This is a genomic window from Flavobacterium sp. CFS9 (assembly GCF_041154745.1).
Lineage (GTDB): Bacteria > Bacteroidota > Bacteroidia > Flavobacteriales > Flavobacteriaceae > Flavobacterium.
The window spans coordinates 4,703,351-4,716,027 of record NZ_AP031573.1 but is presented as its reverse complement, the minus strand read 5'-3'; the positions used below and the strand labels follow the sequence as shown (position 1 = coordinate 4,716,027).

Sequence of the window (12,677 nt, the reverse complement as noted above, 5' to 3'; positions counted from 1 at the left end):
TGAATTTTAATATGACAAAGCTTAAAAATATAAAAGTTGTAGTAACCGATTTAGACGGAACCTTACTCAACCCTCAACACAGAATATCAGATTATACCAAATCCATTTTTCAGGAACTCCACCATCAAAATTATCTTATTATCGTAGCTACAGGCCGTCATCATCTGGATGCTATGGCTATTATTGAAACGCTTGAAGTTCCGGTTTATCTCGTGAGCTCAAACGGAGCAAGAATTCATTCTCCTAAAAAAGAAGAGCTTTTTGCGTTCGATTTAAAAAGCGATGTGGTAAAAGCGGCATTAAATGTCGAGATTGATCCTGAAATCACAGTGGTTCTGTTCAAAGAAAACGTTTGGCAGACCAATAGAGTTAATGAACGATTAAATGCTTTTCAAGCCGAATTAAAATACCGTCCTGAATTGGTAGATTATAAAACCCTGGAAGATTTTGCAGCCATTAAAATTTTCTTCTCGCATGAGAATCACGAAAAACTGGTAGCCCTAAAAGAGGCGATTTTGGCAAATTCATCCAGTGATTTACACCATGCATTTAGCTTGCCAACCTGTTTGGAATTCATGGACAAATCGGTTGATAAAGCCGTAGCGATTCAACGTGTTTTAGAAAAAGAGGGATTTTCTTTGGAAGAAGCAGTTTCTTTTGGTGACGGTTTCAATGATGTACAAATGTTAGAATCAACAGGGAAAGGTTTGATTATGGGGAATGCTCCGGCCTTACTAAAAGAAACTTTACCAAATCTGGAAGTAATTAAAACCAATGCAGAAGACGGTGTTGCCAATTACATCGCTTCTAAGATTTTGAATAAAGAATTCGTAATGGATTAAAAATAAGAATTTGTTGTATCGCTTTAAACTGTAAACCGTTTTACAATCAAAGAATCTGAAAGTCTTCAAAATATGTTTTTGAAGACTTTTTTTTATCTCTTTGACAGATTGGCTGTCTGAAGTTGTAAAAACATTTTTTTAGTAAGTTTCAAAGTGTATTTTTGTTTTATCTAAAAACTATACCATGACAAAAAACATTTTTATTCTTGCCTTTTTTATGCTATCGGTTTCGGGCAGTAGCCAAACTCTGAAATTAGAAGAAATAATGAAAGGAGAGGGCTTTACTGGAAATCAACCGACTTACGGACGCTGGTCTTTAGACGGTAAAAAAGTATATTTCGAATGGAACCCAACCAATGAACTAGGCGCAAATACCTATTCCTGGCAAAAAGGAGCAGCAAAACCAACTTTGGTCGAGCCAAAAGAAGCCGCTTTTTCTAAACTGGATTTTAAAAGAAAACCAACTTCAGACGTAGTGTATTACAGCGACAAAGGAGGTTTGTATTCGTATACCATCAGTACAAAAACAGTTAAGAAAATTATTCAGCAAAGTACCCCGGTTTCAAATGTTGAACTAGGCGCAGTTACAGGAGTTGTATTCTTCGAACAGAATGATAATATTTTTAAATACAATGCAAAAGAAGGAACCGTTTTGCAGTTAACCAACTTTAAAAAAGGAGTAAAAAAAGAAAAAACTCCTGATAAAGAATCCTTTTTAAAGACACAGCAAAAAGAATTGTTTCAGTTTGTGAGAGATGCTGCAGCCAAAAAGCAATGGAATCTTGCCAAAAGTAAAGCTGTTAAATCTGATTTTGCAAAAGAATATTTTTATGGAAAAGACAACTTTTACAATTTAAAAGCAGATCCGAACGGAAATTTTGCCACTTTTAGTTTGGCTGAAGAATCAGACAATAAAAAAGAAAAAATGGAGGTTTTTATAACAGATGACGGTTATAATCAAACTCCTGATACCAAAGAGAAAGTTTCGACAGCCAATCTGGTAAAGACTAAATTCGGAATTTACTCTGTTGCTAAAGACACCGTTTATTATGTTAATTTCTCGACTTTAAGTCATATTCAGGACAATCCGAAGTATTATGAAACGTACGATAATTTAAAAAATAAAGCCAAAGAAGATCGTTTAATTGCAGCTCAGGCTCCTGTGTATAACGAAAATGGTTCTGCAGCAATTGTTGAAATCAGAAGTCAGGACAACAAAGACAGATGGCTGGTGAATCTGAATCTTGAGAATGGGACGTTTAAAGAAATCGAACATCAGCATGACGATGCGTGGATCGCGGGGCCCGGAATTCCATCGTATTCATTTGATTCCGGAGTTTTAGGTTTTTTAGCAGACAATGAAACTATTTATTTCCAGTCTGAGGCAACTGGTTATTCACATTTGTATACTTATAATCTGAAGTCAGGTAAAAAGACTCAATTGACTACCGGAAATTGGGAAGTTCGCGATGTAGCTTTGTCTAATGATAAAAAGACATTTTATTTAACAACCAATACAACACATCCGGGAAACCGAAATTTCTATAAATTGCTTGCAGCAGGTGGTACTTTGGAACCAGTTTTAATCAAAGACGGCGCGCATGAAGTAGTCGTTTCTCCGGACGAGAAATCACTTTTAGTACGTTATTCGTATAAAAATATTCCATGGGATTTTTATATTGCTGACAATAAAAAGAATGCAAGTTTACAGCAAATATCCTCTTCAGTTTCCGAAAACTTTAAAGCATACAAATGGAGAGAACCGGAAGTAATCACTTTCAAAGCTCAGGACGGAACTCCGGTAAATGCCAGATTATATACTCCAAAAACAGAAAACGCCAACAAAGCGGCAATCATTTTTGTTCACGGAGCAGGTTATCTGCAAAATGCCCACAATTACTGGAGCAATTATCACAGAGAGTATATGTTTCATAATTTATTGACTGATTTGGGATATACTGTTTTGGATATAGATTACAGAGGAAGTGATGGTTATGGTCGTGATTTCAGAACCGGAATTTATCGTTTTATGGGAGGAAAAGATTTGTCGGATCATTTAGACGGGAAAAAATATTTGGTTGAGAAATATGGTATTGATGCTAACAGAGTGGGTATTTATGGAGGATCTTACGGCGGTTTCATCACTTTAATGGGAATGTTGACTGCTCCGGGTGAATTTGCCTCTGGTGCTGCCTTACGTTCTGTAACGGATTGGGCGCATTACAATCACGGATATACCGGAAACATTTTAAATTTTCCTGAAACAGATCCGGAAGCTTTCAAGAAAAGTTCTCCTATTTATTATGCCGATAATTTAAAAGGAAATTTAGTAATGTTACACGGAATGGTAGACGATAATGTGGAGTACAAAGACATTGTTCGTTTGTCTCAGCGTTTTATAGAACTTCAGAAAAAGAACTGGAGCTTGGCTTCATTTCCTGTGGAAGCACATGGATTTAAAGAAACTTATTCCTGGATTGACGAATACAGCAGAATCTTAAACTTGTTTAATTCGACATTGCTGAAATAGGAGTTTTCAGCCTCAGTATACAGTTCTCAGTTTGCAGTGCGAAGACTGCGATTGAAAACTTCGACTGAAAAACTAACTAAAAAAATGTACGTTAGCAGTTATAAAGTCCCCATTTATGTATCATGAAAGGGGACTTTGTATTTTATAGCTGGATTGAAGCGAATTATTAGGATTAAAAGAAAGAAGTAACTTGTAATAAAGATAAAATGATTGATAAAGTAGAAATTAGTGAGTACAAAGATTTGATGAATGTTTGGCAATCTTCTGTCAAAGCAACACATTTTTTTTTAAAAGATGAAGATTTTGAATTTTACAAAACAATAATTCCTGGTTTTTTTGATCATGTAACATTGCATTGTATTAAGAATAGTGCAAAGGAGATTGTTGGGTTTATGGGCACGAGTGATGAAAATCTGGAAATGTTGTTTGTTTCGGCAAATGAGATTGGAAAAGGGATTGGAAAAACTCTTTTAAAGTATGCAATTGAGCATTTAAGTGTAATAAAAGTTGATGTTAACAAAGACAATGTTGAAGCTTTGAATTTCTACAAACATTTTGGTTTTGAAGTAAAATCGATGTCTGATTTAGACGGTTGCGGTAAACCGTATCCTATTTTACATTTGGAATTAACCAATAGCGAAGTGAACGGGAATACAATTTAATTACAATAAATTAGAACTGTAACTGAAAACTGCGATTGAGACACAAAAAAGAATCTGAATAGGTTCTTTTTTTCCTTTAATTAGTTTTAAATTTGCATTCATAAAAAAACAACACAACACTAGACAATGAGTAATACAATCACAACTACAAACTTCAATTTCCCAAATCAGAAATCGGTTTATCGCGGAAAAGTAAGAGAGGTTTACAACATCAATGACGATCTTTTAGTAATGGTAGCAACCGACAGACTTTCGGCTTTTGATGTGGTTTTACCGAAGGGAATTCCATATAAAGGACAAATTCTGAATCAGATTGCGACAAAGTTCATGGAGTTAACTCAGGATATTGTACCAAACTGGCTGGTTGCAACTCCGGACCCAAATGTAGCTGTGGGACATTTATGTGAGCCTTTTAAAGTAGAAATGGTGATTCGTGGTTATGTTTCAGGACACGCTGCACGTGAATACGCAGCCGGAAGGAGACAGATTTGCGGAGTTACTATGGCAGAAGGTTTAAAAGAGAACGATAAGTTTCCGGAACCTATTATTACACCAACTACAAAAGCAGATAACGGTTCTCATGATGAAGATATTTCACGCGAAGACATTTTGGCAAAAGGAATTGTTTCTGAAGAAGATTATCTTGTTTTAGAAAAATATACTCGTGCTCTGTTTCAAAGAGGTACTGAAATTGCAGCAAGCCGCGGTTTAATTTTAGTAGATACTAAATATGAATTCGGAAAAACAAAAGAAGGTGTAATCGTTTTAATTGATGAAATTCATACACCAGACTCTTCCCGTTACTTTTATGCCGATGGATATCAGGAAAGACAGGAAAAAGGAGAGGAGCAAAAGCAATTGTCCAAAGAATTTGTGCGTCGCTGGTTGATCGAGAACGGTTTTCAAGGGCAGGAAGGACAGCAAATTCCGGATATGTCAGACGAATACATTCAATCTGTTTCTGAAAGATATATTGAATTGTATGAAAATATTTTAGGCGAAAAATTCGTAAAGGCTGATATTGACAATATTGACCAGCGTATCAATAAAAATGTATTAGAATACCTTTCAGTAAAATAATTTTTTGGTGCGGTTTTTAGCACGTCATATATATAAAGCCCTGCTATCTCATTGAGGATAACAGGGCTTTTTGAGTATAATTTTTTATTCTTCCATTTTGGCTTTTAAGTTCTCCAGACCTTTCTGCAGGTCATTGCCAATCATTTGATCCATTTTCATCATCGGCAGCATAATATTCATTGGATATGGAATGACACCGCTGATTCCCCATTTTACTTTTGTTTGATTTCCCGGTGCAGTTTCTGTCGACATAAAACCTACAGCCGTATCGTCCATTGGTTTTTTGAAACGTAAAGCAAAGTCAATGCGTTTTCCTTCCGTAATTTTTGTGATTTCCTGTTCTCCTTCACCAACTTCTTTTACTGTGCTTTCCCAGGCAGAAACTGAACCTACATCTCCATCGGTTCCTTTATAAGTAGATTTCATTTTGGGATCAAGATTGGCCCAGACACTAAATTCATTTTGATTTTTTAGAGATCTGACATATTTGAAGACACTGTCAACAGGTTTGTTAATGGTGATTTCTCTTTCTATGGCATAAGTTTTAGGCATAAAATTGGCCGCAATCAGAACAATAGCGACGATCAGGATTAAAACAATTAGAATTCTTTTTAGGATCTTCATAGTTTGTGGTTTTAGGTTGTTAGTTTTTTCTTTTCTGCAATTAAAAGTGTTAACACCTTTGTTTGCAGAGTTTTTTGTTCCGTAAAGTTAGAAAAGTTACGCTTCGTATTTAATACAATGAAAAAAAATAATAAGATTTTTTATATTTTTTTACTGTAAACTGTAACAAATCGAATCTTCTGGCGTCTATTAAGAAAGCTAACAATTAACATTCAAATTACTTTATTCAGTTTATATTAATTGAATGTTAAGAATTAGTTAAAACATGGTACTTTGTTATACATAATACATAAAAACAAATTACCTTTACAAAGAATTTAAAAATCATCATCAATCAATTAAAAAATCAATCATTATGAAAAATTCAATCGTTTATTTAGGAGTAGCTTTAGTAGCATTTGCAAATGTTTCAATGGCATCAAATCACACAACAGTTGTGAAACCACAATTAGAGGTCGTAAACAGCTTTTCAACACCGCTAAATGTAGCAGTTAGTAAAGGAGATTTAGATTTCGTTAAAAAATTATTAGAATATGGAGCTGACGTAAACGAAATGTCAGAAGGTTTATCACCTTTAATGATCGCTGCACGTTATAACAAAGTAGATATTTTGAAAGTATTGTTGGCAAAAGGAGCAGATGCATCTGCTAGAAATGAGAAAGGTTTTACCGCTTTGAAATATGCAGAATTATCGAATGCAACAGAAGCAATAGCAATTTTAAAAGGTTTAAAATAAGAGTTTAGAAGTTTAAATCTAGTTTTGAGTTAGTATATGAAACGACCTTCCTTGAGCAGAAGGTCGTTTTTCATTTTATATAGATGATTATTTCACAGAGTCTCACAAAACTGCACAGAGATTCACAGAGATTCACAGAGTTTCTAAAAAAGGGGCATACATGAAACTGGGATTTGCTCTGAAAGAGCTCTGGCAATAACATGGTGTTTTTGAAATATGCAGAATTATCGAGTACGACAGAAATAATAGCCATTTTAAAAGATTTTAAAAGTTTAAATCTAGTTTTGAGTTAGTATATGAAACGACCTTCCTTGAGCAGAAGGTCGTTTTTTATTTTAAATAGATGACTATTTCACAGAGTCTCAAAAAAAATACACAGAGATTCACAGAGTTTCTAAAAAAGGGTATACATGAAATTGGAATTTGCTCTGAAAGAGCTCTGGCAATAACATGGTGCGAAGCTCTATGTATAATGATAACAATTGTGGATTACGCCCTGAAAGGGCAAAAGTCTGTTCACAAAGAAAAGTTTACGGCATATTTTGTATGAGATCGGTTTCACCCAGATATAAGAATATATAAAAAAGCACCATTAAATATAATGATGCTTTTTTCGCTAAAACTTAATCAAATTAATTTAACCAATTAATCTATCTTCAATGCTTTTATTCAATTGGAACGTGTTTTTTGCGGTTGAATACCCAGAAAATTATCGGAAATACTAAAAGGGTTAGAATCGTTGCTGTAATTAAACCTCCAATGATTACAATTGCCAATGGTTTTTGTGATTCAGAACCAATTCCGGTAGAAATAGCAGCCGGCATTAAACCTATCGAAGCCATCAACGCAGTCATCACAACAGCTCTTGTTCGGGCTTTTACTCCCATAAAAATAGATTCTTCAAGAGAAAACTTCGCTTTTAGATTATGATGAAATTCTGAGATCAGAATTACACCATTCTGGATACAGATTCCTAATAGTGCAATGAAACCAACTCCTGCAGAGATTCCAAAATTCATTCGGGTAAGGTGAAGAGCGATGATTCCGCCTATAACCGCAAAAGGAACATTGGCTAAAACCAAAAGTGAATCTTTAATATTTCCAAACAGAATGAATAAGAGCACAAATATCCCAATTAAACTGATCGGTACCACCTGAGCCAATCGGGCACTGGCACGAACCTGATTTTCAAATTCCCCTGTCCAACCCACAGTGTAACCTGTTGGAAGTTTTAGTTTAGCTACTTTTGCCTGTGCTTCGGCAATCGTACTTCCCAGATCTCGATCACGGACTGAGAATTTGACTCCAATAAAACGCTTTGTATTATCTCGATAAATAAAAGCGGGACCAGTTATGGTTTTTAAATCTGATATTTCTTTTAATGGAATTTTAATTCCGCTGATAGTTGGAACTTTAAGTTCGGCAATATCATTCTCATCTTTACGATATTCTTTTGAAAAACGGACTCTCACATCAAATTTTTTGTCATCTTCATATTTTTGAGTAGCCGTTTTTCCTCCAAAAGCTAATTCTAAAACGGCCTGTGCATCGCTCAGGGTCACACCATAAGCAGCCATTTTATCTCTGTCAAGGACAACACTAATTTCAGGTTGTCCAACGTTTCTAAGAATCCCGGCATCTTTAATACCCGGGATGTTTTTGATCTGTGCCAGAACTTCATTCGATAGTTCATCCAATTTGTCAAGATCATCACCATATATTTTTACGGCATTCGAGGCTTTAAACCCGGCAACAGATTCGGCAACGTTATCAATTACAGGCTGTGAGTAGTTATACGTAATTCCCTGATGAACTCTAAGTTTATCGTCCATTTCGTTAATTAACTCGTCCATTGTAATTTTTCGTTTCCATTCTGATTTGGGTTTTAGATCAACCTGAAGCTGTATAAATCCAAAGCCATTCGGGTCGGTTCCGTCATTACTTCTTCCGGTTTGCGACAAAACATTTTTAACTTCGGGAAAACTTTCCAAATCTTTTCGGATCATCGCGGCAGTTTTAACACTTTCAGGCAATGATGTACTCATTGGTAATTCAGCTGTTACCCATAAAGCACCTTCATTTAGCTGTGGCAAGAATTCAGTTCCTAAAAAGGTTGCTGAGAAGAAAACTGCTACTAAAAGCGCAATAGATCCTACAAGTGCTTTTACCTTGTGTTTGAAAGTCCATGCAAAACCTTTGCTTACGATTCGGTCCCAGAAATTAACAAACGGATTGTTTTTTTCTTTTACATTCTTATTCAATAAAATATGTGATAGAACGGGGACTAATGTCAGCGTGAATAATAATGCTCCCATTAAAGCAAAACCAAGGGTATACGCCAAAGGTGAAAACATTTTTCCTTCTACTTTCTGGAATGAGAATATAGGGAGTAAGGCTGTGATAATAATTAACTTAGAAAAGAATATGGCTTTACCCATTTCTGCTCCGGTTTTTTTGATCAGACTTCCTTTTGCTATTTTATTGTAGGCCGTCATTCCCAGTTGATGTGCCCGATGATCTAAGACGACGAATAATCCTTCGACCATAACTACTGCACCATCAATAATAATTCCGAAATCGACTGCACCTAAACTTAATAAGTTGGCACTCATTCCCATCATTTTAAGGCATAAAAAGGCAAATAATAAGGAAAGTGGAATAACAATCGAAACGGTGAAAGTGGTTCTCCAATCAGCCATAAAGAGGAATACTACGCAGGTAACCAGAATGATCCCTTCAAATAAGTTGTGCATAACGGTTTCCGTCGTGAAGTTCATTAAATTATCACGATCGTAGAAGGTCACCAGTTTAATATCTTTTGGAAGAACATTATCGTTCAGATCTTGTATTTTAGCTTTAATTAGAGCCAGGGTTTCCTGAGGGTTTTCGCCTTTACGCATTACGATAATACCTTCAACAACATCATCGTTCTTCGCTAAACCGGTTTGTCCCACTCTTGGCATTGCACTTTCATAAACAGTAGCTAAGTTCTTGACTAAAATAGGATTTCCGTTAGCATCGTCTACAATTATATTTTCGAGATCCTGAATTGATTTTAAAAGACCAACTCCACGAACAACAAAGGCCTGACCATTTTTTTCGATGATATCACCGCCAACATTCAGGTTGCCTCCATTTACAGCATTATAAACCTGAAGCGGTGTAATGTTGTATTTGGCTAATTTTATTGGATCAACTCCAACTTCGTAGGTTTTGGTTTGTCCTCCAAAAACGTTTAGATCGGCAACACCCGGAACAGAACGCAACTGTTTGTCTATTACCCAGTTTTGGTAGGTTAACAATTCTCTACTGTCTCTGCTGTCACTTTTTACGATATATCTGAAAATCTCACCCGTTGGACCATAAGGCGGCTGAACATCCGGTTCTACATCATCCGGAAGGGAAACATTTTTTAATAAATTATTGACCTGAAGACGTGCAAAAGTATCATCAACTCCATCGTCAAAAATAATTTTGATTACCGATAGACCAAACATTGTAATACTGCGAACGCTGGTTTTCTTTTGTACCGAGTTCATCGAGATCTCGATAGGAGAGGTTACAAAACGTTCTACTTCTTCGGCACTTTTCCCGTTCCATTGTGTAATGATAATAATTTGAGTGTTGGTTACGTCCGGAAAAGCATCGATAGGCATATTCTTGAAAGAAATGAATCCTGCTACGGCCAATAATCCCACCCAGAAAAAGGTAAATGCCTTATTTTTTAAGGAGAAAGCTATAATGTTTCTTATGAATTTGTTCATTTTAAAAAGTATTTTTAAGGATGAATTTTTATTTATGATGCTTCTTTGGAAAGCATTTTATATGATATATTTCCGATTAGAACTCTGTGTGAAAGCGCAAAGCGAAAAATTGTACCGGACCTCTGTCTTTATTATAAGCGGGATTAATAGCAAATTGGTAATCAGGTGAAAGGGTGATATGAGTGTTGGGTATTAAGAACGAATAGAAAACTTCAGCAATTTGTTCTATACCGTAGTTTAAAGTACTATCACCGATCATGAAACCATCTCCTCCCAATTTTTGATATTGCTTATGCGAATTGGATAATCCGTTAGCCACTATGGCAATACCAGCAAAATCCTTATTTCGGTTCCACATCTTTCCATTCAAATGCATTCCTAACTGTGCCGATCGGTCAATTTCGGTAAAGGCCCAGGTTTCATTTCTACCATCATTATAACTCATTCGCGCAAACAATCCCCAGGTATCTCCGTGGGTATAATCCATGTTTAAACCAATGCCATATTTAGTGCGTCCGTTTTGTCTGGTACTTTTTATATCAGGTATTGTTATAAAATTGGAGTTGGCTTCGTCGTAATTTCCCATTCCTGCAACATTTCGAAAGCCTAATAGTTTGAAATTGGCCGTATCATTATTTTTAAAAGTGATTTGTTTTTCAATTTCGATATTTATTGCGTTTGAATTTTTAAAACCGAATTCGACATTTGGCCCGTTCGCATAAGTAGGCAAAGCAGTCACTGAAGCTCTTATTTGCCAGGAATCAAACTGATAATTGGCATATAAACCATCTGTATACCCGCGAGTGTTTGCAGCATAATCCCAAGATCCATGTGTCATCAATGCCCAATTTAAGAACTGTGTTCTGGGATCATGTGAATAGGAGTTATTGTCAAAATAATCGGCTAACCCAAATTTTCCGAAAACCAATTGTAATGACTGGTTATTTTTGAATTGAAACTTTTGTTCTAAAAGCATTCTTGCCACATAAACTACTGGTTTAGTATCTCCAATTCTAAAAGTTTCCCCATTTGGAAAGCCACCCAATCCTCTTGCCTGAGATAAACCTTCACCTCCTGACATTTCAGGGTTAAAAGTCAAAGTAGCTCCTTTCCAAAGTGGAACATCAAGGTATAAGGTTGATGTTAAGGACAAAGCGCCTTCTTCTTTTGGAGACATACTATTTACACCGGAATAATTAGCACGAAAGGCTGGATGGTATTGGTATATCGATGTCATTTGAAACCCCAGACTATATTTTCGTATCGAATCTGTTTCCTGCGAAAAGGATAGTGTTGAAATAAACAGTGTGGCAAAACTCAATATTTTTACAGATTTCTCCATATACTTATTCGTTTAGAGCGCGATAGATAAATAACTGATTATTGGTAATTACTTTTTCATTGTCTTTTAAGCCTTTAGAAATATAAGTAACATCGCCAACGACTCTGTACACATCTACTTGTCTGGTTTCAATGTTGTTGCGGTCTTTGAAAATCATGACAAAGTTTTTACTCTTATCGAAAACAATCGCTTTACTAGGTACGGCTATCATAGAGTCACTTTCGCTATACGATAGTTTAATATTAGCGTTCATGTCAGGTTTTAGCATGTATCCGGGATTTTCCAATTTTATACGTGCCTGCATGGCTTTGGTTTCCGGATCAATTACATTGAAGATTTTATCTACTTTTCCTTTGAAAACTTTATCAGGATAACTTAGTGTAGTTACATCAGCATCGATACCCAGTTTTACTTTGTTAATATCAATTTCGTTGATGTTGGCTAACGCCCAAACTTCACTGATTTCGGCGATATCAAAGATGTTTTCAGAGCGGTCATTTCGCAATAACATATCCTGATTGATGCTTTTTTGAATGATGAAACCACTAATTGGAGCAGTTACTTCGTAGATGGAACCTGCTTTGATATTGTAAATTTTATAGGTTTCCTGAACTTTACTCAATTGCGATTGCGCTTTGTTTACTTCTGATTTTGCCTGAAGTACATCGCTTTCAGAGTTTAATTTTCCGTCAAATAATTCCTGAGCGACTTTCAGATGATTTTTGGCAACCAATAAATCATTTTTAGCATCGATAGATTGTTTTTCAAAATCGGCAATGTCTGTACTTTTTATGGTGGCCAGAACCTGACCTTTACGCACATAATCTCCCAGTTCGACATTTACTTTGATCACGTTTCCGCCAACGAGAGGATAAACATCAATCATTTTGTTATTATCGGCTGTGATTTTTCCGTAAAAACTCAGTACATTTTTTACCGGTTGTGTTTTCGCTTCTGCTGTGGTAGTTGTTTTTAGCATCGATTCGCTTAAAGCAAAAGAAGTATTAGTGCTTGGGTTTTCAACTTCTTTTTTGCAGCTTAGGACTGATAAACTTACGAGAACAATTCCTATTAGTAGTTTATATTTCATTTTATTT

9 protein-coding genes are annotated in these 12,677 nt (G+C 35.7%); 5 read left to right on the top strand and 4 right to left on the bottom strand.

The features are described from left to right. Nucleotides 1-11: 11 nt before the first annotated feature. The 4 genes from ACAM30_RS19830 to ACAM30_RS19815 all read left to right on the top strand — a co-directional run bounded on the left by ACAM30_RS19830 (nucleotide 12) and on the right by ACAM30_RS19815 (nucleotide 5,114). Nucleotides 12-842 carry a Cof-type HAD-IIB family hydrolase gene (locus ACAM30_RS19830; protein WP_369616240.1) on the top strand — a complete coding sequence of 277 codons (831 nt, stop codon included), beginning with the start codon at nucleotides 12-14 and terminating at the stop codon, nucleotides 840-842. A 184-nt stretch (nucleotides 843-1,026) separates the two neighbouring features. Continuing rightward, nucleotides 1,027-3,372, top strand: coding sequence for a prolyl oligopeptidase family serine peptidase (locus tag ACAM30_RS19825; RefSeq protein ID WP_369616239.1), 2,346 nt, complete (start codon nucleotides 1,027-1,029; stop codon nucleotides 3,370-3,372). Nucleotides 3,373-3,578: 206 nt separating this feature from the next. Continuing rightward, complete coding sequence (locus ACAM30_RS19820; RefSeq protein WP_369616238.1) at nucleotides 3,579-4,034, top strand: GNAT family N-acetyltransferase; 456 nt, start codon at nucleotides 3,579-3,581, stop codon at nucleotides 4,032-4,034. Between the two features lie 126 nt (nucleotides 4,035-4,160). Continuing rightward, nucleotides 4,161-5,114 carry a phosphoribosylaminoimidazolesuccinocarboxamide synthase gene (locus ACAM30_RS19815; protein WP_369616237.1) on the top strand — a complete coding sequence of 318 codons (954 nt, stop codon included), beginning with the start codon at nucleotides 4,161-4,163 and terminating at the stop codon, nucleotides 5,112-5,114. An 84-nt stretch (nucleotides 5,115-5,198) separates the two neighbouring features. Here the strand turns inward: ACAM30_RS19815 and ACAM30_RS19810 are convergent, their stop codons facing one another. Further along, nucleotides 5,199-5,738 carry an SRPBCC family protein gene (locus ACAM30_RS19810; protein ID WP_202703485.1) on the bottom strand — a complete coding sequence of 180 codons (540 nt, stop codon included), beginning with the start codon at nucleotides 5,736-5,738 and terminating at the stop codon, nucleotides 5,199-5,201. 355 nt (nucleotides 5,739-6,093) lie between these two features. Here ACAM30_RS19810 and ACAM30_RS19805 point away from each other — a divergent pair, with 355 nt between their 5' ends. Then, nucleotides 6,094-6,474, top strand: coding sequence for an ankyrin repeat domain-containing protein (locus ACAM30_RS19805; RefSeq protein WP_369616236.1), 381 nt, complete (start codon nucleotides 6,094-6,096; stop codon nucleotides 6,472-6,474). A 665-nt stretch (nucleotides 6,475-7,139) separates the two neighbouring features. Here ACAM30_RS19805 and ACAM30_RS19800 read toward each other — a convergent pair. The 3 genes from ACAM30_RS19800 to ACAM30_RS19790 all read right to left on the bottom strand — a co-directional run bounded on the left by ACAM30_RS19800 (nucleotide 7,140) and on the right by ACAM30_RS19790 (nucleotide 12,670). Beyond that, the gene (locus ACAM30_RS19800) at nucleotides 7,140-10,238 is read right to left on the bottom strand and encodes an efflux RND transporter permease subunit (RefSeq protein WP_369616235.1); all 3,099 of its coding nucleotides are present in this window, start codon (nucleotides 10,236-10,238) and stop codon (nucleotides 7,140-7,142) included. A gap of 76 nt (nucleotides 10,239-10,314) precedes the next feature. Further along, complete coding sequence (locus tag ACAM30_RS19795) at nucleotides 10,315-11,580, bottom strand: carbohydrate porin (RefSeq protein WP_369616234.1); 1,266 nt, start codon at nucleotides 11,578-11,580, stop codon at nucleotides 10,315-10,317. A gap of 4 nt (nucleotides 11,581-11,584) precedes the next feature. Beyond that, the gene (locus ACAM30_RS19790) at nucleotides 11,585-12,670 is read right to left on the bottom strand and encodes an efflux RND transporter periplasmic adaptor subunit (RefSeq protein WP_070905698.1); all 1,086 of its coding nucleotides are present in this window, start codon (nucleotides 12,668-12,670) and stop codon (nucleotides 11,585-11,587) included. Between the last annotated feature and the right edge of the window lie 7 nt (nucleotides 12,671-12,677).

Bases quoted from the DNA above. Each gene is read 5' to 3' on its own strand.
- ACAM30_RS19830 (WP_369616240.1), top strand. From the start codon at position 12: ATGACAAAGCTTAAAAATATAAAAGTTGTAGTAACCGATTTAGACGGA.
- ACAM30_RS19825 (WP_369616239.1), top strand. From the start codon at position 1,027: ATGACAAAAAACATTTTTATTCTTGCCTTTTTTATGCTATCGGTTTCG.
- ACAM30_RS19820 (WP_369616238.1), top strand. From the start codon at position 3,579: ATGATTGATAAAGTAGAAATTAGTGAGTACAAAGATTTGATGAATGTT.
- ACAM30_RS19815 (WP_369616237.1), top strand. From the start codon at position 4,161: ATGAGTAATACAATCACAACTACAAACTTCAATTTCCCAAATCAGAAA.
- ACAM30_RS19810 (WP_202703485.1), bottom strand. From the start codon at position 5,738: ATGAAGATCCTAAAAAGAATTCTAATTGTTTTAATCCTGATCGTCGCT.
- ACAM30_RS19805 (WP_369616236.1), top strand. From the start codon at position 6,094: ATGAAAAATTCAATCGTTTATTTAGGAGTAGCTTTAGTAGCATTTGCA.
- ACAM30_RS19800 (WP_369616235.1), bottom strand. From the start codon at position 10,238: ATGAACAAATTCATAAGAAACATTATAGCTTTCTCCTTAAAAAATAAG.
- ACAM30_RS19795 (WP_369616234.1), bottom strand. From the start codon at position 11,580: ATGGAGAAATCTGTAAAAATATTGAGTTTTGCCACACTGTTTATTTCA.
- ACAM30_RS19790 (WP_070905698.1), bottom strand. From the start codon at position 12,670: ATGAAATATAAACTACTAATAGGAATTGTTCTCGTAAGTTTATCAGTC.